15 protein-coding genes and 1 pseudogene are annotated in these 20,372 nt (G+C 65.4%); 4 read left to right on the top strand and 12 right to left on the bottom strand.

Annotation, left to right across the window (positions count from 1 at the left end; translation table 11 throughout):
* Window positions 1-200: 200 nt before the first annotated feature.
* Together ilvD and JQ603_RS03205 are read right to left on the bottom strand one after the other, a co-directional pair.
* The gene (gene ilvD / locus JQ603_RS03210; protein WP_212336428.1) at window positions 201-2,051 is read right to left on the bottom strand and encodes a dihydroxy-acid dehydratase; all 1,851 of its coding nucleotides are present in this window, start codon (window positions 2,049-2,051) and stop codon (window positions 201-203) included.
* Window positions 2,052-2,232: 181 nt separating this feature from the next.
* Window positions 2,233-3,102: a VOC family protein gene (locus JQ603_RS03205; protein ID WP_271582487.1), complete on the bottom strand. Its 870-nt coding sequence runs from the start codon at window positions 3,100-3,102 to the stop codon at window positions 2,233-2,235.
* Between the two features lie 798 nt (window positions 3,103-3,900).
* Between JQ603_RS03205 and JQ603_RS03200 the strand changes: the two genes are divergently transcribed.
* Both JQ603_RS03200 and JQ603_RS03195 read left to right on the top strand, forming a co-directional pair.
* Complete coding sequence (locus tag JQ603_RS03200; RefSeq protein WP_212338144.1) at window positions 3,901-6,147, top strand: TOMM precursor leader peptide-binding protein; 2,247 nt, start codon at window positions 3,901-3,903, stop codon at window positions 6,145-6,147.
* A 94-nt stretch (window positions 6,148-6,241) separates the two neighbouring features.
* A complete protein-coding gene (locus JQ603_RS03195) occupies window positions 6,242-7,618 on the top strand; it encodes a SagB/ThcOx family dehydrogenase (protein WP_212338141.1) in 1,377 nt (458 codons plus the stop codon).
* Window positions 7,619-7,657: 39 nt separating this feature from the next.
* On the opposite strand, the pseudogene JQ603_RS03190 reads toward JQ603_RS03195, so the two are convergent.
* From JQ603_RS03190 to pncA, 10 genes and pseudogenes are all read right to left on the bottom strand, one after another.
* Window positions 7,658-8,514, bottom strand: a pseudogene (locus JQ603_RS03190) (ABC transporter permease).
* Complete coding sequence (locus JQ603_RS03185; RefSeq protein ID WP_212336424.1) at window positions 8,511-9,440, bottom strand: ABC transporter permease; 930 nt, start codon at window positions 9,438-9,440, stop codon at window positions 8,511-8,513. Before JQ603_RS03185 ends, JQ603_RS03190 begins: the two are co-directional and overlap by 4 nt.
* On the bottom strand, window positions 9,440-10,432 hold the full coding sequence (locus tag JQ603_RS03180) for an ABC transporter ATP-binding protein (protein WP_212336422.1): 993 nt from the start codon (window positions 10,430-10,432) through the stop codon (window positions 9,440-9,442). Before JQ603_RS03180 ends, JQ603_RS03185 begins: the two co-directional genes overlap by 1 nt.
* Window positions 10,429-11,412 (bottom strand): ABC transporter ATP-binding protein, encoded by a 984-nt coding sequence (locus tag JQ603_RS03175; RefSeq protein ID WP_212336420.1) that lies wholly within the window; start codon window positions 11,410-11,412, stop codon window positions 10,429-10,431. Before JQ603_RS03175 ends, JQ603_RS03180 begins: the two co-directional genes overlap by 4 nt.
* 2 nt (window positions 11,413-11,414) lie before the next feature.
* Window positions 11,415-13,052 (bottom strand): ABC transporter substrate-binding protein, encoded by a 1,638-nt coding sequence (locus tag JQ603_RS03170; protein ID WP_212336418.1) that lies wholly within the window; start codon window positions 13,050-13,052, stop codon window positions 11,415-11,417.
* Between the two features lie 29 nt (window positions 13,053-13,081).
* Window positions 13,082-13,897, bottom strand: a complete 816-nt coding sequence (locus JQ603_RS03165) for a sugar phosphate isomerase/epimerase family protein (protein ID WP_212336417.1) — start codon at window positions 13,895-13,897, stop codon at window positions 13,082-13,084.
* 448 nt (window positions 13,898-14,345) lie between these two features.
* Complete coding sequence (locus tag JQ603_RS03160) at window positions 14,346-14,729, bottom strand: GrlR family regulatory protein (protein WP_212336415.1); 384 nt, start codon at window positions 14,727-14,729, stop codon at window positions 14,346-14,348.
* Window positions 14,730-14,765: 36 nt separating this feature from the next.
* A complete protein-coding gene (locus JQ603_RS03155; RefSeq protein ID WP_212336413.1) occupies window positions 14,766-16,799 on the bottom strand; it encodes an NAD(+) synthase in 2,034 nt (677 codons plus the stop codon).
* A 143-nt stretch (window positions 16,800-16,942) separates the two neighbouring features.
* Window positions 16,943-18,058 carry an alpha/beta fold hydrolase gene (locus tag JQ603_RS03150; protein ID WP_212336411.1) on the bottom strand — a complete coding sequence of 372 codons (1,116 nt, stop codon included), beginning with the start codon at window positions 18,056-18,058 and terminating at the stop codon, window positions 16,943-16,945.
* A 16-nt stretch (window positions 18,059-18,074) separates the two neighbouring features.
* Complete coding sequence (gene pncA, locus JQ603_RS03145; RefSeq protein ID WP_212336409.1) at window positions 18,075-18,701, bottom strand: bifunctional nicotinamidase/pyrazinamidase; 627 nt, start codon at window positions 18,699-18,701, stop codon at window positions 18,075-18,077.
* A gap of 269 nt (window positions 18,702-18,970) precedes the next feature.
* Between pncA and glk the strand changes: the two genes are divergently transcribed.
* Both glk and JQ603_RS03135 read left to right on the top strand, forming a co-directional pair.
* A complete protein-coding gene (gene glk, locus JQ603_RS03140) occupies window positions 18,971-19,948 on the top strand; it encodes a glucokinase (protein WP_212336407.1) in 978 nt (325 codons plus the stop codon).
* 133 nt (window positions 19,949-20,081) lie between these two features.
* Window positions 20,082-20,285 carry a hypothetical protein gene (locus JQ603_RS03135; RefSeq protein ID WP_212336405.1) on the top strand — a complete coding sequence of 68 codons (204 nt, stop codon included), beginning with the start codon at window positions 20,082-20,084 and terminating at the stop codon, window positions 20,283-20,285.
* Window positions 20,286-20,372 lie beyond the last annotated feature (87 nt).

Raw genomic sequence — 20,372 nt, 5'->3', positions numbered from 1 at the left:
AGTACGAGACATTATGCGTGGTGCCCCAGTTGCCCGAAATGGATTTGCGAAAGGTCGATCGCAGTATACGCCGCAAAATCCGAACTTGCTGAAGTTCGTGGAGGCATCCTTAATGCGAACGGCCGGCTTTCGCCGGCCGTTCAGAACTCGTTGACCATGTGCGACCGCGGCGTTCGCGGTCACGTCCGTGCAAGAGGCGCTCAGTTCGAGCGACGCTTCACCTCGCGCACCGCGCCGCGCGCGGCGCTGGTGGTAAGTGCAGCGTAGGCCTGCAGCGCGGTCGAGACGTTGCGCTTGCGGCCCACCGCCTGCCAGGCGGAATCACCCTTCGCCTCTTCCGCTGCGCGGCGGCTCGCAAGCTCCTCGTCGGAGACCTCCAGCGTGATGCTGCGGTTCGGGATGTCGATGGCGATGATGTCGCCGGTACGCACCAGACCGATGTTGCCGCCTTCGGCGGCTTCCGGCGACAGATGGCCGATCGACAGGCCGGACGAGCCACCGGAGAAGCGTCCGTCGGTGACCAGCGCGCAGGCTTTGCCGAGGCCCATCGATTTCAGGTAGCTGGTCGGATACAGCATCTCCTGCATGCCGGGGCCGCCGCGCGGGCCTTCATAGATGATGACCACGACCTCGCCGGCCACGACCTTGCCGCCCAGAATGCCTTCGACCGCGGCGTCCTGGCTTTCGAATACGCGCGCGGGACCGGAGAATTTCAGGATCGAGGCGTCGACGCCGGCGGTCTTCACGATGCAGCCGTCCTGCGCGAGGTTGCCGTAGAGCACGGCGAGACCACCGTCCTTGCTGAAGGCGTGCTCGATGTTGCGCACGACGCCCTTCTCGCGATCGGCATCGAGCTCGTCGTAGCGGCGCTCCTGGCTGAAGGCGACCTGGGTCGGGATGCCGCCGGGCGAGGCGCGATAGAAGGTGCGCACCGCCTCGCTCTTGGAGCGCTTGATGTCCCAGCGCTCCAGGGCCTCGTTCATGGTCGGTGCATGCACGGTCGAGACCGAGGTATCGATCAGGCCGGCGCGGTCGAGCTCGCCCAGAATGCCCATGATGCCGCCGGCGCGATGCACGTCCTCGACATGCACGTCGGCGACGGACGGCGCGACCTTGCAGAGCACGGGCACGCGGCGCGACAGGCGGTCGATGTCGCGCATGGTGAACTCCACCTGCCCTTCATGGGCCGCGGCGAGCAGATGCAGCACGGTGTTGGTCGAGCCGCCCATGGCGATGTCGAGCGTCATCGCGTTCTCGAACGCCTTGAAGTTCGCGATGTTGCGCGGCAGCACCGAAGCATCGTCCTGCTCGTAATAGCGGCGGACGAGGTCGACGATGGTGTGGCCGGCCTCGACGAACAGGCGCTTGCGGTCGGCATGGGTTGCGACCACCGAGCCGTTGCCAGGGAGCGCGAGACCCAGCGCTTCGGTGAGGCAGTTCATGGAATTGGCGGTGAACATGCCCGAGCAGGAGCCGCAGGTCGGGCACGCCGAGCGCTCGATCACCTTGACGTCCTCGTCGCTGACCTTCGAGTCGGCCGCAGCGACCATCGCGTCGATGAGGTCGACGGCCTTGGTCTTGCCCTGCAGCTTGACCTTGCCGGCTTCCATCGGCCCGCCCGAGACGAACACGGCGGGGATGTTGAGCCGCAGCGCGGCCATCAGCATGCCGGGCGTGATCTTGTCGCAGTTGGAGATGCAGACGAGGCCGTCGGCGCAATGGGCGTTGGCCATGTACTCGACGCTGTCGGCGATCAACTCGCGCGACGGCAGGCTGTAGAGCATGCCGTCATGGCCCATGGCGATGCCGTCGTCGACCGCGATGGTGTTGAACTCCTTGGCGACGCCGCCGGCCTGCTCGATCTCGCGGGCGACGAGCTGGCCGAGGTCCTTCAGATGGACGTGGCCGGGCACGAACTGGGTGAAGGAGTTGACGACGGCGATGATCGGCTTGCCGAAATCGCTGTCCTTCATGCCGGTCGCGCGCCAGAGGCCGCGGGCGCCCGCCATGTTGCGGCCGTGGGTGGTGGTGCGGGAGCGATAGGCTGGCATGGCGGTTTCCGTCCTCGGGGTTTGACCGGCCGGGCGGGGAAAATGTGGAGCCGCCTCAGGCCTTTCCGGCCGGATAGCGCACGGGCCGGGCCGGCGCAACGGGAACTTGGCCCGGACAGGGCTCCCCTGCTCCCGGCGCGGGCTATTGCAAGGTCGCGTCAGCTCCGGGCAGACGCTGTAGCTAGGGCTTCGGCTTGGGCAGCACAATTCTCCCCTGGGAGGCAATGCCACCCCACTTGGCGGACCAGCCGATTTCCGAGGCCGAGGATGGCTCAATGCCTGTCTGACCTCGGGCGCCCTGCAATGCAAACAGGGCCCCCTGGGGATCGACACATCGCGCGATCCAGCAGCCATCGGGCAATTCAATCGGACCCTGGAGGATCCGGCCACCGCCGGCATTCACATGTTTCGTGGCAGCACCGATGTCGTCGACATTGAAGTAATGCAGCCAACTCGGCTGCGTCACGCTCGGAAGTTTCGTGAGCATTCCGCCGACCGTCTGCCCACCCGCCGAAAACAGTTGATACCAGGCCGCTGGTTCGCTTTGAGCCTCGGCCTTCTGCCAACCGAATAGTTCGCTGTAGAAATCGAAGATCAGGGTCCGGTCGGCGGCCAGTAACTCATGCCAGCCTACGCGCCCAGGCTCATCCAGCCGGCCCGGTTTCCGTCGGCCATATGGCGGTTCTTTGATCAGCCCGAAAGTCGCCTCCTGCGGATCGGCAACGACTGCTATGCGGCCAATATTGGTGTCGGTCGGAGGCACAAGGATCGTACCTCCAAGACGTCTGATCTGCACGGCGGTCGCGTCGAGGTCGTCGACGGCGACGTATCCCATCCACCGCGGCGTCGCCCCCAATCTGCGCCCCTCTTCCGGGATCTCCATAAGTCCGCCCAGCGGAGCGCCGCCGCTACGAAGCACCGTATAAGGCAGTTCAGGGGTCGATTCATCCTTCACGCCCCAGCCGACGGCCTTACGGTAAAAAGCGCCCGCCGCCGCGACATCCGTGGTCAGGAGCTCATACCAAGCGAAACGCCCTGATCGATCTGCCACGGCGATCTCTCCGTTCAAGATTCGATACGCTTGCGGCACTGCACCAAGCTGCGCGCACCAACAGCGTGGATCGTTGATGCGTTGTATCACCCGGCCGTGCCGATGCCGTTCAGGAAGATGAATACATCCTGACCGTGCGGCACCGCGCTTTTGTGCGCGAAATTGTTGCTCGCGTGACTTCCTGGGCGTAGGCTTACCGCGGCTGGGACGCTTCTTGCAATGCTCGGAGGTTCGACCATGCGGCAGGCGAAGAAGACTTCTAAAGGGAAGAAGCGAGTAACCAAAGTCGCCGTGCCGGCGTTCGGAGCCGCAGGGTTGACGTTCTCGCTGGCGGGAGGCGCATCGGCGTCGGCGGTGCCGACATCCGACCTGCAGCAATTGCCCCACCTGGGAGTCGATCAAGCAATCACGCTCGATGAAGAGGAAATGGCTGACGTCAGCCTGGCCACCTTCCATCTCTTCGACAAGGAAAACGCCGGCAGCCGCGTGCAGCTGGCATGGCGCGGATGCGGCGGTTGCCGCGGCTGCAGAGGCTGTCGGGCTTGCCGTGGTTGCCGATGTGGCGTTGGTTGCCGATGTGCGGGGTGTGCCGTCGGCTGTGCCGTGGTGGGATGCGGCGTATCATGCGCGGGTTGCTGCGCATCGTGGGGCCGTTGCCGCCTGTGCTAGGCCCCGGCGCCTTGCGAATGTCAAATTCACGGGTTGATAGGTCATTGGCCGGCCTCCAGAGAGGGGCCGGCCAATCGCTTGATTTCGCTACGGCGCTTGTATCGGCAACAGGATCAGCGTGCTGACTCAATGACTGCAACTCGCAAGACCCGCGCTGCGCGGCTGACCCGCAAAGACATTCTCCGATTTGCACCGAACTTTACCGCTTACGTACTGCCTCCCGATGCGGTCTGCCTTTATTCCGAGGACCGCAAGTTCTTCCTGCACGGCGAGCTCTACTGTGCCTTGGCCACCGCGATCGGAAAACATGGCAAGGCTTGGCCGGAGATCATCAGCCAGCTTTCGAAGCAGTTTCCGGCCAACAAGATCGAGGAAGCGATCAGGCGGCTCCTCGATCGCCGATATGTCGTTGCGCGGAACCCGAAAGCGTTCGACGGCGCCGTCGGCGGCTTCCTGGCGAGCCTCGGCATCCCTTTGGAGATCGCGGAACAAAATCTCCGCAATAGCCCCGTGCAGGTCGAGTCGATTGACGTCAAGGGCGCCAAGGAGTTGACCGCGGCGTTGAGCAAGCTCGGTGTTCAAATCGCCAAGCGAGCGCCGAAGTTCACGATCACGCTGACGAACGACTATCTCGACAGGCGACTTGCTGAACTGAACCAGGAACGTGTGGCCGGCAAGACGCCCTGGTTGCTGGTACAGCCATCCGGCCCGTTTCCACTGGTCGGGCCCGTGTTCAAACCGGGCGAGAGCGCCTGCTGGACCTGCCTGTTCGATCGCATGATCCGCAACCGGGAGATCAAGGGGTTTCTTGACCGGGGACCGGCGCGTGCGGTCGCCACATCGCCGCTCGTCAGAGAAAGCGTCGGCCAGGCTGGAATCCATTTTGCGGCCGTCGAGATCGCCAAGGCAATCGCCTCGGATTTTCGCACCGATTTGTGCGATCACATCGCAAGCCTCGACCTGACCGGCGCCGCCATCGCCAAGCACTACGTGACGCGACGTCCGCAATGTCCGACCTGCGGCAGCAGGAAGCTGAACAACCCGCGCCGATCTCCGGCCCTGGTCGAGATTGCCGAGGGCAAAAGGCTCGTCATGACCAGCGGTGGATATCGCACCGTGACGTCGCGCGCGACGGTGTCGCGCTTCCGCAAGCATGTGAGCCCACTGACAGGGGTGGTGACCAGGCTCGAACGAATCGACGTCGATCTGCCGATGAACACCAACTACTTCGCCCAGCATAATTTCTCCGCGCCCGCCCACAGCATCGACCAGCTCAGGTCCGGATTGAGCGGGGGCAGTTTTGGCAAGGGATCGACCGCCGAGCAGGGCGAAGCCAGCGCGCTGATGGAATCGATCGAACGCTATTCGGGCATTTTCCAGGGCGATGAGATCAGGACGACGCGTCGATTTGCCGATTTCGCGCCTGGCGATGCCTTTCTTCCCAACGATGTCCAGCTCTTCAGTGAAACGCAGTTCAAGAACAGATTTCTCCAGCAACCGGACGATTCCCATCCGGTTCCCGAGCCGTTCGATCCTTCGACGAGGACCGAGTGGTCGCCCGTCTCATCGTTACGCGACAAACGCTTCAAATATCTGCCGACGGGCCTCCTGTACTTCTTTTATGGCGGCTTTCATACGGATTCCAACGGCTGCGCGGCCGGCAACACCCGCGACGAAGCGATTGTCCAGGGCTTCCTCGAACTGATCGAACGCGATGCCTACGCGATCTGGTGGTACAACCGGGTGCAGCGCGCCGAGGTCGACCTCGAGCAGTTCGACGATTTCTATGTCCGCGATCTCCAGTCTCAATTTGCGGAAGCCGGGCGCAAGCTGTGGGTGCTCGATGTCACCACCGAGCTCGGCATTCCGACCTACGTGGCAATCATGCACTGGATGCAGGATGGACACGAGCATATCGAGTTCGGTTCCGGCGCGCATTTCGACCGCCGCATAGCCCTGCTGCGCTCCCTCACCGAGCTGACCCAATTCATGTCCGTCAGCATGATGGGCGGTGCGAGCGGCGAGAAGCCGACCCTCGACGGCGTTACGCCGCTGCGTCTGGAAGACTACCCGTTCCTGACACCGAGCGATCGCCCGATCGTCCCCCCGGCGCCGAGCCTCAAGCTTCACGACAACACGCGGGACCAGGTCATCGCCTGCGTCGAGATCGCCGCCCGTGCAGGCTACGATTTCCTCGTCCTCGACCAGACGCGTCCCGACGTCGAGGTTCCGGTCGTCAGAGTGCTCGTTCCCGGCTTGCGTCATTTTTATCGCCGCTTCGCACCGGGCCGCCTCTACGACGTGCCGGTGAAGCTCGGATTGTTGGACCGGCCGCGACCGGAAAGCGATCTGACTTCATTCCTTCCACACACCTGAAGGCCTGCTTTTCGTGCGCGCTCTCCGGAAAAAGCCGACCAGGAAGATCGCGCCGGACATCGCGGCCCGATTGAGCCAACGCTTCTCCCTCCAGATGCAGCCGGACGGAAACATCGCCGCCTCTCTCGGCGACTATTGCGTCAACCTCGGACAATTCAGCGCGGCTGCGATGGACCGTGCGCGACATCTCAGTATCGGTCTTCCGCTCGCTTCGTTCGCAGGCAAGAGCAGCCTCGCCAGGGACATCGACGCACTGGTGCATCGCCTGGCCCGGCAGGGGCTTCTGGAATACCGCCTCTCCTCCTCGCATGACGAGCGGGACCTCGTGGTCATCGAGCCCCAAGTCCCCGAATACTGGCCGCGGCGCGCCAAGCTGGGCAGTCGTGACACCATTGTGCTATCGCGCTTTGCCTATCTGCGCCGGCGCGGCAATGAGATGGTGCTGGAATCGCCACTCGGCGGCGCGCTGTTCCGGATTGGCGATCCCGCCATCGCCGCCACCCTTGCTGCGCTATCGCAGCCTCAGAAGATCGGCAAGCTCAAGGCGAAGGTGCCCAACTTCAATCTCCTTCTCCTGGAGCTGCTGGTGGACAACCAGATTCTGCTCAAGCTCGATGCGAAAGACGGCGACGGCTTGCGAGTGGATGAAGGCGACGGCAATCTCGTTCTCTGGGATTTCCACGATCTGGTGTTTCACACGCGAAGCACGGAGGGTCGGCAAGCCAATCCGGTCGGTGCCGCCTTCACCTACGCGAGCGTCGTTCCGCCGCCGCCCGCAGTGCGTCCGCGCTGGCCCGGCAGCAAGATCGACCTGCGCAAATTCCCCGCCCCGGAGCCGAACTCCCGCTTCCCGAAGCTGTTGCGCGAACGCCATTCAACACGGGATTTCGACGACAAGCATCCGGTCACACTCGGCGAACTCGCGCAGTTTCTCGACACCACCGCGCGCGTCGTGTCCGAATGGAAGAGCGAGCCGTATTTCGAGGGCGGTTCCGACGTCACCTACAGCACAAGGCCTTATCCGTCGGCGGGCAGCGCATACGAGTTGGAATTGTACCTTACCGTCGCGAACTGCGACGGGCTTGCGCGCGGACTCTACCACTACGATGCAGGGAGCCACGCGCTAGTCGCAATCAGCGCTTCCCCCCAACAACTCCAGGCGCATTTGGCGGCTGCCCAGTTCGCCATGGACGCGCCGGGTCAGCCACAAATCCTGATCACGATCGCGGCGCGTTTTGGGCGGGTCTCCTGGAAATACAGCTCAATCGCATATTCGTTGATCCTGAAGAATGTCGGCAGCCTGATTCAGACGCTTTACCTGGCGGCGACCGATATGGGCCTCGGCGGCTGCGCCATCGGGACGACCGACATCGATCTGTTCGCAAAAATGACGGAGCTGGAATTACATATCGAGGGCCCGGTCGGTCAATTCGCGCTCGGGCGCGGCAGGACGCCGGAGGCCCAAGGCTAGAAGCGGCGGCAAACCGGCTCGCGACTCAAGCCAGTCGCGCTATTGCAACGTCGGATCGAGCCGGTCGCGCAGCCAGTCGCCGATGACGGAGACCGCCAGCGTGGTCACGACGATGGTGGTCGCCGGCGCCAGCATGATCCAGGGTGCCCGGGTCAGGTACTCGCGGCCATAGCCGACCATGTTGCCGAGGCTGGTCATCGGCGGCTGCACGCCGAGGCCGAGGACAGGCCGGATTCCATCAGGATCACCTCGGGAAAGACCAGCGTGGTCGAGACGATCAGGGTCGAGGCGATGTTAGGCAGGATGTGCCGGAGGTAAATCCGCGACGGCGTCGCCCCTAACTGCCGGACGGCTGCGGCGTAGCCTTGCGCATTGGCGGAGATGGCAAGGCCCCGCGCGATGCGGGCATAGCGCTCCCAGCCGAACAGGCCCATCAGGCCGATCAAGAGCGGCAGCGAATTGCCGAAGAAGGCGAGCACGGCGAGCGCCATGATCAGGAAGGGCATGCTGGCCTGGAAATCGGTCAGCATCAGCACGAGCTGCTCGACGGCGCCACGGAAATGCGCGGCGAGGAAGCCGAGCGTGGTGCCGACGATCGCGGAGATCGCGGTGGCGCCGAAGGCGATCAGCAGTGAGATGCGGATCGAGACCAGGAGGCGCGACAGCACGTCGCGGCCAAGCTCGTCCGTGCCGAGCCAGTGCGCGACATTGCCGGGCGCGGCGAGCCGGTTGCGCAGGTCGAGCTGGGTGAAGCCGTAAGGCGCGATCTTCTCGGCGAAGGCCGCGATCACCAGCATCGCGACGATCCACGTGATCGCGAGGGCGACGGAGACAGGAATTGCGGGAAGGTTGATGCGGCGGCGCGCGGCCGTATCCTTCAACGTCGCATCCGTCATGCATGCGCTCCTTTGGCGCGCAGGCGCGGATCGAGGAAGCCGTAGAGGAAGTCGACGATCAGATTGGACGTCACCATGGTCATCGCCACCAGCAGCAGGATGCATTGCACGACCGCGAGGTCGCGGTTGGCAACCGCAACGACGAGCAGGCGCCCTACTCCTGGCCAGGCGAACACGCTCTCGACCACGACCGCACCCGCAATCAGCGTGCCCACCATGAAGCCCAAAATGGTGACGGTCGGGATCGCCGCGTTCGGCAGCGCGTGCGACGTCACCACCTTGCGCCACGGCACGCCCTTGGCCGAAGCCGTGCGGATGTAGGGCTGGCCGAGCACCTCCAGCATCGCGCTACGGGTGAAGCGCGCCAGCACGGCGGCGCCGCCGAGGCTGAGCGTTGTGATCGGCAAAATGGCGTGGCGCCAGCTGTCCTGTCCGCCCGACGGCAGCCAACCGAGCTGCACGGCAAAGACCAGAACCAGCAGCAGCGCGAGGACGAAGCTCGGCACGGTGAAGCCGGCGACCGCCGTCATCATCACGGCGCGGTCGATTCCGGAGCCGCGATGCAGCGCCGCATAGATGCCGGCGGGAATGCCGAGCGCGACCTTGAAGAAGAAGGCCGGCAGCGTCAGCGCCAGTGTGGCCGGAATGCGCTCCAGCACGAGCTCGATCGCGGGACGGCCGTCGCGCATGGAGCGGCCGAGCTCACCCTTGGCGATGGCGCTGAAGTAATCGAGATACTGGAACCAGATGGGATCATCGAGGCCCCATGCCTTGCGGAACGCGGCGATCACCTCGGGCGGCGCTTCCGGTCCCAAAATCATCAGGGCGGGATCGCCGGAGAGACGCAGCACGACGAAGGCGAAGGTGACGACCAGGACGATCGTCAGCGCCGCGCGTCCGATGCGAATGGCGAAATAGCGTCCCATCAGGCCGCGTCCCGCGTTTCGGCCTGCGGCCCGGTGACGAGATGGCAGGCGACCTGTCTGCCGCCGCCGACCGTCGAGAGCGCCGGCACCTCGCTCGCGCAGCGCGCAATCGCCCGCGGGCAGCGCGGATGGAAGGCGCAGCCTTGCGGACGCGCCGCCGGGTTCGGCGGATCGCCTGCGAGCACGATGCGGCCGGCGCTGCGGCGGCCCGGCGCGGGCGAGGCCGAGACCAGCGCCTGCGTATAGGGATGCTCCGGCCGCGCGAACAGATCGTCGGCGCTGCCGACCTCGACGATGCGGCCGAGATACATCACGGCGACGACAGTGCTGATCTGCCTGATAACGCGCAGATCGTGGCTGATGAACAGCAGCGTCAGGCCAAGCTGCGCCTGGAGATCGCAAAGCAGGTTCACCACCTGCGCCTGGATCGAGACGTCGAGCGCACTGACCGGCTCGTCGCAGACGAGGAAATCGGGTTTTGTCGCAAGCGCCCGGGCCAGCACGATGCGCTGGCGCTGTCCGCCCGAGAGCGCGCCGGGATAGCGTGCGCCGTGCGCCGGCGTCAGCTCTACTGCGCGCAGCAATTCGCGCACCCGCTCCTCGCGCTCGGCTGGTGTGCCGACGCCGTGAATGTCCAGCGGCTCGCGGATCTGCGTTGCGACCGGCAGGCGCCGGTCCAGCGCCCCCAGCGGGTCCTGGAAGATCATCTGCATCCGCGCCCGCTCTGTGCGCCATGCGGCCGTTCCCGGCGCGGCCATGGGCTTGCCGCCAAACCGCACCTCGCCGCGGTCGGGCGGCTCGAGGCCGAGCACGATGCGGCCCGTGGTGGATTTGCCCGAACCGGACTCGCCGACAAGGCCCAGCGTCTCACCTTTGGGAATCGTCAGCGACACGCCGTCGACCGCATGTACGGCCGTAGCTCGCCCGAACATTCCGGAACGCATGCTGTAGCTGCGGGAAATCGCGGAGATTTCGACGAGCGGCGCGCTCATTCGGCGGCGATCCCGAGCAGCGCGCGGCGCGACGCCTCGGCGCGGATACAGGCCACGGTACGGTCGTCGCTGATGAGCGCGAGGCTCGGCGCGGCAAGGCCGCACGGCTCGGCCGCCAGCGCGCAGCGCGGCGCGAACGCGCAGCCGCTGGGCATGTGCGCGGGATCGGGCACCGTCCCTGATATGGCGGTGAGACGGCGGCGCGGTCCGTCGAGCGGCGGCAGCGCGCCGATCAGGCCCTGCGCATAGGGATGCACGGGATCGGCGAAGAGCTGGTTGCTGGGCGCCTGCTCGACGATGCGGCCGGCATACATCACGGCGACGCGGTCGCAGTTTTCGGCAACGACGCCGAGATCGTGGCTGATCAGCACCATCGCCATGCTCATCTCGCGACGGATGGTGGAGAGCAGCTCCAGGATCTGCGCCTGGATGGTCGCATCGAGCGCCGTGGTCGGCTCGTCCGCGATCAAGAGGTCCGGATTTCCGGCGAGCGCCATCGCGATCATGATGCGCTGGACCTGCCCGCCGGAGAATTCGTGAGGGTAAGCGGAGAGCCGCCTGCCTGCATCGGGAATGCCGACGAGGTCGAGCAGCCGCTTCGCTTCCGCCTTCACCGCCTCGCCCTGGAGATCGCGATGCAGCGCCAGTGCCTCACAGAGCTGCCTGCGGATGGTCAGCACCGGATTGAGCGCGCTCGCCGGATCCTGGAAGATCATGGCGACCCGCCCGCCCCTGACGCGGTCGAGTTCGGCGGCCGGCGCGCCAAGGAGTTCGCGTCCGTCGAGCCGTACAGAACCCGAGACCTTCGCGTGCCGCGGCAGCAGGCCGAGCGCGGCGAGCCACGTCACCGACTTGCCGGAGCCGGACTCGCCGACGAGGCCGACGGCCTCGCCCTTGCCGAGAGCGAGGTCGACACCACGCAGCACCGGCACGCCATTGAAGGCGACGCTCAGGCCTTCGATGCTGACCAGCGGCGACACCTTCAGGCCTCGAAATTGCCGGCGCGGAAATCCATCGCGAAGGCGGGCGAGGCCTTCCACTTGATCGATTTCGGCTTGGCCGTGAAGGTCGCGTTCTGGTGCAGCACCGTATAGGCGGGATCCTCGCGCTCGGCGATCTCCAGCATGCGGCGGAACGCCTTCTTGCGCGCCGCGCGATCGGTCGAGGTCTCCAGGAACTCCGAGAGCGTGTTCAGCTCGGCGTTGGTCCATTCGCCGATCTGCTGCTGCTGGCCGTTCGGCCCGTGCTGGGCGACCAGCGAGGAGACCGGATCGTTGAAGGCGGCCGAGTTCGACCAGTCGCGCACGGCGCGCGTGGGCGCACGCTCCATGATCTGCGACCAGTTCTCCTTGGTCTCGATCTGCACGTTGAGGCCGACCGACTTCCACATCTCGACCAGGATCTGCGCGGTCGCGACCTGGTTGGTGTAGTAGTTGTTGAGCAGGCGGTACGGGATCGGATCGCCCTTGTAATTGGCCTGCTTGAGCAGATCCTGCGCGAGCTTCGGATCGTAAGCCGGCACGCTCCAGTCGGCGTTGAACATGTCGCCGTAGAACTCCCACTGCAGGCCCTTCGGCACGCGGGTGCGGCCGGCCCACAGGCTGTCGACGATGGCCTGGCGGTCGATCGCATGGGTGAAGGCGCGCCTGACAAGCGGATTGGCGAGCACGGCGTGGTTCTTGTCGAACACGGTCAGGCGATGATTGAGGATGGTGCCGCCCTGCACTTCGAAGGCGGCATTCTTCTCGATGCCGGCGATCTGGTCCGGCGGGATGTCGCAGGCGAACTGGTATTCGCCCGAGAGCAGCCCGTTGATGCGGCTCGCGACTTCAGGGACTTCGAGGAAGCGGATGCGCTTGAGCGGCGGACGGCCGCCCCAATATTCGTCATGCGCTTCCAGGGTCAGCGACACGTCGGGCTTGAGCTCGACGACCTTGTACGGACCGGTGGTGATGGGCTTGCGCGCCCAGTCGAGATAGCTGGCGGATTCTTCCCAGGCGCGGCGGTTCATGATGTCGGAGCCGTAGCGCGACAGCCGGCCCTCGATGGTGACGTCGGGCGTCGCGTTGTAGAAGCGCACGGTGTACTTGTCGACGGCATCGACGCGCACGAGGTCCGGCCAGATGCGGCGGGCAACGGCGGGCACGTCGGGCGGCAGCTCCTTGCCCGGCCGCGGCGTCGGGATCTTCTCGAAGGCCTGGATGGTGGAGCGGCTCTTGGCCTCGGTCTCGCCGAACATGCGCTGACGGCTGAAGGTGAAGACGACGTCTTCGGCCGTGAGTTCGTCGCCGTTGTGGAACTTGACGCCCTGGCGCAGCTTCACCTCGACGGTCTGATCGTCGATCCGGCGCCACTCGGTGGCAAGCCCCGGCACGGCCTCGAGGCTGCCGCGCCAGTTCTTGGAGATCAGGCCTTCCCAGATCGAGGAGAAGAACACGCGCTCGCCGACATTGGACTGCTCGCGCAGCACGTCGAGCACGTTCGAATTGGTCACCTTCTGCACGGCGATCGTCACCGACGGCCGATTGTCGCTCTGCCCGATCGCAAAGCGCGGCAGCAGCAGCGTGCTTGCGGCCGCGCCGCCGGATTTCAGGATGGTGCGACGGGTAAGTTTGCTCATGATGATAAGCCCTGCCCTCTGTGATCTGGTTATTCGGCGAGACCGAGCGCGGCGAGATGCGCTGCGCCCTTGCGGACGTCGTCGTGGTTGCGGAGCTCGAGGATCAGCCGCGGGTTCGAGGTCAGGCGGCCCAGCGCGCGGAACACGGCGACCCACGGAATATTGCCTTCGCCCGGCGCCCAGTGCCGGTCGGCAAAGCCGTCGGTGTCCTGGAGATGGACATGCGTCAGCATGTCGCCGGCGGTCTCGACGTAATAGTCGACCGGCGGCGCGCCGGTGGAGACATGCGCGTAGTTGGCGTGACCGGTGTCGAGCGAGACGCGGACCTTGTTGCTTTCGAGCGCCTTGGCGAGACGGACGCGGTCGCGCGGGTCCTTGTCCTCGATGTTCTCGATCACGATCTCGCAGCCGATCGTCTCGGCGCGCGCGATCACTTCGGCGAGCGTCGCCTTGACGCGCTCGACGATGTTGGCGCGGTTATCAGGATAGAGATCGAGATTGTTGTGGTCCCAGGTCGTGAACGGTGAATGGATCACCATCTGCGTCGCACCGAGGAACTCGGCGGCCTCCAGCCCCTGCAGCAGGCGCTTGGTCACAGCCTGGCGGATCATCGGATCGTGGCTGTCGATCTTGAAGCCCCAGAACGGCCCGTGAATGCCGAGCCGGCCGGTATGGCCCGCGAGCATCTGCTTGATCTCGCCGGCCGCGCTACGCCAGTCGCCGTCGAGCAGATCGGCGCGGAAGAAATCCTGGATCTCGAGATCGCGCTGCCGTTCCAGGAGCCAGTCGCGATGCGCGGGGATCGATCTGATCGACAATGCGGCGCCCAACACCGGCTTCGACATGGCTTGCTCCTTCAACCGTCGACGATGACGTGAGCAGCGCTAGACCAGTTCAATGACAGGCCCGTGAAGCCAAGGTCCCGCGGCGTCGGGCAGATGTGGACATCCCGCGCATCGCATCGATGTTGTGCAGCGGCGCTGCCGTCGATGCACGCACGTGCAGCTTGCCGCAGAAGCAAGCTGAATCGTGTCCGTAGTGATCCGGAATGGAATCCTATTTCGATCTCGCGTACATCGCGCGACATCGATCGGCGGCCAGTTCCAGGGGCATCACCCTCTGATCGCGCACCAAGGGGTTGGGGGACCACATGGGGCGGGGGATCGAAGGCTGGGGCAAGGTGACGAGGTCCGGACTCCTAGGCACTCCGGACCTCGCGCTTTCCATCAGCGCGAGTACGCCAGCATATCCCTAATCCAGATGTGATTGCTGCGACGAAGCTCGCGCGTCAGCTCACATCGTATCCTTCAGCGTCAGCCGTGCGGTGAACGTCACGCTGATCTTGCCAACCAGCGCCATGCCCTCGACTTCGGCGCCGCCGGGGAAATAGTCGCCGGAAAAGCCGCAGGTGACCTCCCTGCCCCCGAACACAAGCGTCCGGCCGACCGCTTCCGTGTGCTGATTGACGATCATGTCACCGCGCCACTTCCCGTTCCGGAACGTGTAGCTGCCGGTGTAGTAGAAATAGCTGTCGCCGCCCATGATCCGACCGTCGCAGAGCACGACCACGCCTCGCGCCTGCCCGCGCTTGCCCTCGCGCATTTCGATGTCGAAGATGTAGAGGCCGTTGACGACGCTGGCCCCTTCACCCGCTTCTGAGCCTTCCCCGGCCGACATCAGAACGCTCCCAGCAATATCGATCCGCCGCGCCAATCAGTTCGGTACGTTGCGATCGAGATCCTCGAGCCAGGGCGCGGCGCTCGAATCAGACGGCGCGCGCCAGTCGCCGCGCGGCGACAATGAGCCGCCCGCCGACACTTTCGGGCCGTTCGGCATGGCCGAGCGCTTGAACTGGCTGAAGGCGAAGAAGCGGCGCAGGAACACCTCTAACCAGCGCCGGATCTCGGGAAGATCATAGGCCCGGCGCTTGTCGTTTGGGAACGCCGGCGGCCATTCGCCCTTGCCGACGTCCCTCCACGCCTGGAGCGCCATGAAGGCGATCTTGGACGGCCGCATGCCGAAGCGCAGCGTGTAGAACAGGTTGAAGTCCTGCAGCTCGTAGGGCCCGACGGAAGCTTCCGTGCTCTGCGGCTTCTCGCCGGGCTGCACGGGTACCAGCTCAGGCGAGATTTCGGCGGCGAGGATCGAGCCCAAGGTCCGGTTCACGTCGCCGCTGAACTGCTTCGAGGCGATCACCCAGCGGATCAGATGCTGGATCAGCGTCTTCGGCACGCCGGCGTTGACGTTGTAATGCGCCATCTGGTCGCCGACGCCGTAGGTGCACCAGCCCAGCGCGAGCTCGGAGAGATCGCCGGTTCCGATGACGATGCCGCCGTGATGATTGGCGAGGCGGAACAGATAGTCCGTGCGCAGGCCCGCCTGCACGTTCTCGAAGGTGACGTCGTAGACCTTCTCGCCCTTGCCGAAGGGATGGCCGATGTCCTTCAACATCTGCGTCGCCGTGGTGCGGATGTCGAGCTCCTGACTCGTCGTCTGCAACGCCTTCATCAGCGCCAGCGCATTGGTCTTGCTCTCGCTGCCGGTGGCAAAGCCCGGCATGGTGTAGGCAAGGATGTTTTCACGCGGCAGACCAAGCAGGTCGACCGCCTTGGCGGCGACGATCAGGGCGTGGGTGGAATCAAGACCGCCCGAGACACCGATCACGACGCGTTTGGTGCCGGTCGCGCGCATGCGCTGCACGAGGCCGGCGACCTGGATGTTGTAGGCCTCGTAGCAATCCTGCTCGAGCAGGCTCTCATCGCTGGGCACGAACGGGAAACGCTCGACCTTGCGCAGGAAACCGATATCGGCGGCCGGCGGCTTCAGGGCGAACGTGACCTTGCGGAAGAACGCCTCGCGCTGGCGGCGGTTGTCGTCGAACGTGCCCATCAGGGCGCGCTCCTGCCGGAGCAGATCGAGGTCGACGTCGGCATAGGTGATCTGGCCGCCCTGGCGGAACCGCTCGCCTTCGGCCAGCAGCACGCCGTTCTCGTAGATCGAGGTCTGGCCGTCCCAGGCCAGATCCGTGGTCGATTCCCCTGCCCCGGCGGCGGAATAGACATAGGCCGCGAGACAGCGCGCGGAGGTCGATTGGCACAGCAGCGCGCGCGAGCGGGCCCGGCCGATCGTGATCGGGCTGCCCGAGAGATTGATCAGCACGCTGGCACCCGCCAGCGCGAGCTCCGAGGCCGGCGTCACCGGGATCCACATGTCCTCGCAGATCTCGACGCCGATGGTCAGGCCCGGGACGTCCTCGGCCGCGAACAGCAGGTCGACGCCGAACGGGGCGTGCAGACCGCCAAAGGAAATGGTCTCGCCGGCGATCCCGGCGCCGGAGGCGAAATGGCGTCCCTCGTAGAATTCGCGGTAAGTCGGCAGGTAGGACTTCGGCACGACGCCAAGGACGTTGCCGCGATGGATGACGACGGCGCAATTGTAGATGCGGTGACCAAAGCGCAGCGGTGCGCCGACGATCAGTACGGTCATCAGCGCGGCGGAGGCCTCGACGATGGTGGCGAGCCCGCGCTCGACCGCATCGAGCAGCGGATCCTGCTTCACCAAATCCTCGATCGCATAACCGGACAGGCACAGCTCGGGAAACACGGCAACCGCCACCGACTGCTCGTGGCAGGCGTTGGCCGCCGCCAGGATCGCCTTCGCATTGGCCGCGGGATCGGCCACATGGGAGGTGGTCACGCAGGCCGCCACGCGCGCAAATCCGTGGGTGTAGATCGAGTGAAAAGTCATCGAGCGCAGTACCTTTAAGTCTTCTCCCGGCGGCCACCGCCGTCAGCTCCGATCATATGTAGCCCATCGATCTGGCCCCGTGCAGGCCATCCGCCATCATGCATAACGGATTTGCGCCCCGGCCGGTCCTGCGCCCGGCGACCTCAAGCGCTGCGGGCCAGGACCCCGGACAGATCGTTCCGCAGCCACTCGGCAATCCGGGGCCAGGCATGCAAGTGGGTCCGTGCGCCCATGAACAGGCCGAGATGATTGCTCGGCTCGGAGGCCGCCGCAATGAAGGCCGGCGGTGTACCGACGAGCCCGGCGGTGGCGAGCGCCTGCGTCGCCGGCACCACCTCGTCGTCGAGCCCCGCCAGCAGGAAGACCGGCGCCTTGACGTCCTTGAGACGAACCTTTTGGCCGAGCGCGACGAAGTTGCCGGCGGCAATCCGGTTCTCCCGGAATATCCAGTTGACGATCTCCAGATAGTAAGTGCCGGGCAGATCGAGAGGCTCCACATTCCACTGGTCGAAGCGCGCGAGCAGCGCAGCGCCTTCCTCGTCGGAGAGCTCCTTCTGCAAAGCGGCTGCGATATCCTCGCGGCTTGGCGCCTTCGACCAGACGCGCAACATCTCTTTGCCGCTGACATTGCCGCCGCCGCGCGCGACGAGCTGGTCGTAGACCATGCCGGGCGCGTTGCGGGCGAGCCGCGACATCGCCGAGTCGATCGACAGGTCGACCGGCGCGCCTGCCAGCACCAGGCGCCGCACCTTGGCCGGAAAGCGCGCCGCATAGAGCAGCGACAGCCAGCCGCCCTGACACAGACCGACGAGGTCCACCGGCGCGCCGATCTCGTCGATGGCGACGTTGAGATCCGAAAGATAGCTGTCGATCGAGAGATAGCGCATGTCTGATGTCGCCGACCGCCAGTCGGTGAGATAGACCCGGTCGATGCCGCCATTCTGCAGCGACTGCACCACGCTGTGGCCGGGCGCGAAATCGGCGATCAGGGCCCGGTGCAGCGCATAGGGCGCACAGACCAGCGCCGGCCGGCCGGACCGGTCCGTCGGGCATTCGCGCAGGCGCATGGTTGCAAGCTCCAGCGCCACCGTGCTCGGCGTCGTCCACGGCAGGCTGCTGTCGGCCGGCTCGGCCGGCCCGCGCTCCATCCACCAGAAGCAGGCATCCATGGCGAGCCGCGCCGTTGCAAACGGCCACAGCAGCGGGTCGTCGGGCATGTGATCCGGTCTGCCCGGCTGTTTGCCTGTCTTGTCCACCACGTCTATCTCGCGCTCCTCACAAGAACGCCTCGAAGCTGATGACGGAAATGCCGAGCTCGCCAAAGCTCCGATGGGCCGCAGCCATGGAGCCGTCGAGGTCGATGCCGCGGCAAGCGTCCTCGATCACCGCGACCTCGAACCCCGCCTTGCGGGCATCCTCCGCCGAAAAGCGGACACAGAAGTCCAGCGCTAAACCCGCGACGAACACCGTCTTCAGCTCGCGCTCGCGCAGATAGCCGAGGAGGCCCGTCGGCGTCCTGTGGTCGTTCTCGAACAGCGCCGAATAAGAATCGATGCCACGGCGAAAGCCCTTGCGCACCACCAGGCTCGCCCTTGTGACGTCCAAGCCCTCGTGGAATTCGGCGCCGGCCGTGCCCTGCACGCAATGCGACGGCCAGAGCACCTGGGTGCCGTAGCTCAGCTCGATGGTCTGGAACGGCTGCTTGCCCGCATGGTTTTGCGCGAAGGAGACATGATCAGCCGGATGCCAATCCTGGGTCAGCACCACGTTGGTGAATTTTTGGGCGATACGATTGATGGCCGGCACGACTTTCTCGCCGCCGGGCACGGCCAGCGCCCCGCCGGTGCAGAAGTCGTTCTGCACGTCGATCACCAGCAGCACGTCGCGGTCGGCAATCTTCATCGCAAGGCTCCACTCCGTCCGCCCGGCGCCGGGCACCGAAGACTCCCTCCAATGTCGATCTTCCGGCGCAGCTTCGCAACCACCGACAGCGTGTGGCTGCACCGCTCTGGTGGCCAAACAGTCTGCAGGAATGCAACGGTTTGCCTCTGTCCGTGTTGACTAGGCACAATCAAGCGAGGATTCTCGGACGGTCCGCGCGGTTGCGGATCGGATCAGGAACGGAGGCAGGGGTTCCCGAGGGCCGGCAAGGCCGCGGCAGCCGCAGAGCCATGGGTATCGGCAGGACAGGACAAATTCTTCTCGCCGATATCGGCGGCACCAATGCGCGCTTTGCGCTGAGCCAGAGCGATGGCGACCAGACCGGGCCGATCGACTACGTGAAGGTCGCCGACTTCCCGACCGTCCGGGAAGCCATTGCCGATGTGCTGGCACGTAAATCCAGCGGCGAGCCACCCCGACGAGCCGTGCTGGCCGTGGCAGGCCCCGTCACCAACAACCGCTGCGTCATGACCAACAGCCCCTGGGTCATCGACGGCAACGAGCTGCAGCCGGCGCTCGGTTTCGACAGCGTCCACGTGCTCAACGATTTCGAGGTTGTGGCCTGGTCGCTGCCCGCCTTGCAGCCGGCCGATCTGATCCCGCTCGGCGGACAGGACGGCCTGCCCGGAGAGCCGCTGCTGGTGGTCGGGCCTGGAACCGGCTTTGGCGTCTCCTGCCTGGTCGAGCGCCATGGCGCGCGCCTGGCCGTCGTAACCGAAGCCGGGCATGCGACGCTGCCGGCCGAGAACGAGCGCGAGGAACGCGTGATCGCCTGCTTGCGCCGCCGCCTCGGCCATGTCTCGATCGAGCGTGGCGCGCTGTCGGGCTCGGGCTTGCAAAGCCTCTACGAAGCGCTGGCGGAGGTCGACGGCGCCCAGATGCCGCAACGCGATGCCGCTGCCATCACCAAGGCGGCCCTGGACGGCAGTTGTGCGCACAGCCGCGCGACGCTGGAGATGTTTTGTGCCACCCTCGGCTCGGTCGCCGGCAATCTCGCGGTGACCTTCGGCGCTCGCGGCGGTGTCTATATCGCCGGCGGGATCGTCCCGCGCTTTCCCGAATTCCTGGCCGCCTCGGCCTTCCGCGCCCGCTTCGAGGCCAAGGGACGCTTTCAGGATTACTTGCGCAACATCCCGACCCGGCTGGTCACCAGGCCCGATGCGAGCTTCCTCGGCTTGAAGATGTTCGCCGACCACAATCCGGATTAAGGCGGCAGGTCCGTTAACTAATTCACAGCTGATTGCACCCAAAGCGCGGTTCCACGCAGGATCGTGCTTGCCCGATTGTTTCCCATGGGAAACAATCCGCCAAGTGTGTGGCGTTGGTTGCGGGGGGCGTGACATGCGTAAGCAGGACGTTGGATTCGACTATCACCGCTATCACCGCCTGCTGACCGAGGCGGACGACGAGGACAAGCGGCTCGCCTTGATCGAGCTCCTGATCGAGGAGAAGGCGCGAGACCGGCTGGCTGCCCAGCGCGCCTCGGATCGCGCCGCCATGACCGCCCAGACCATCGCCAACGTGTTGAGGAACGGCCGCAGCTGAGACGTGCGATCCCGGCACGGCACGCGCGTCGGTACGCCCCGGTTGCGATTCCGTTAGGGATCCCTCGCAATCTCACGTCAAACTTTT

It is taken from the genome of Bradyrhizobium liaoningense (assembly GCF_018130825.1).
GTDB lineage: Bacteria > Pseudomonadota > Alphaproteobacteria > Rhizobiales > Xanthobacteraceae > Bradyrhizobium > Bradyrhizobium liaoningense_B.
This window is presented reverse-complemented; position numbering and strand designations above follow the sequence as displayed.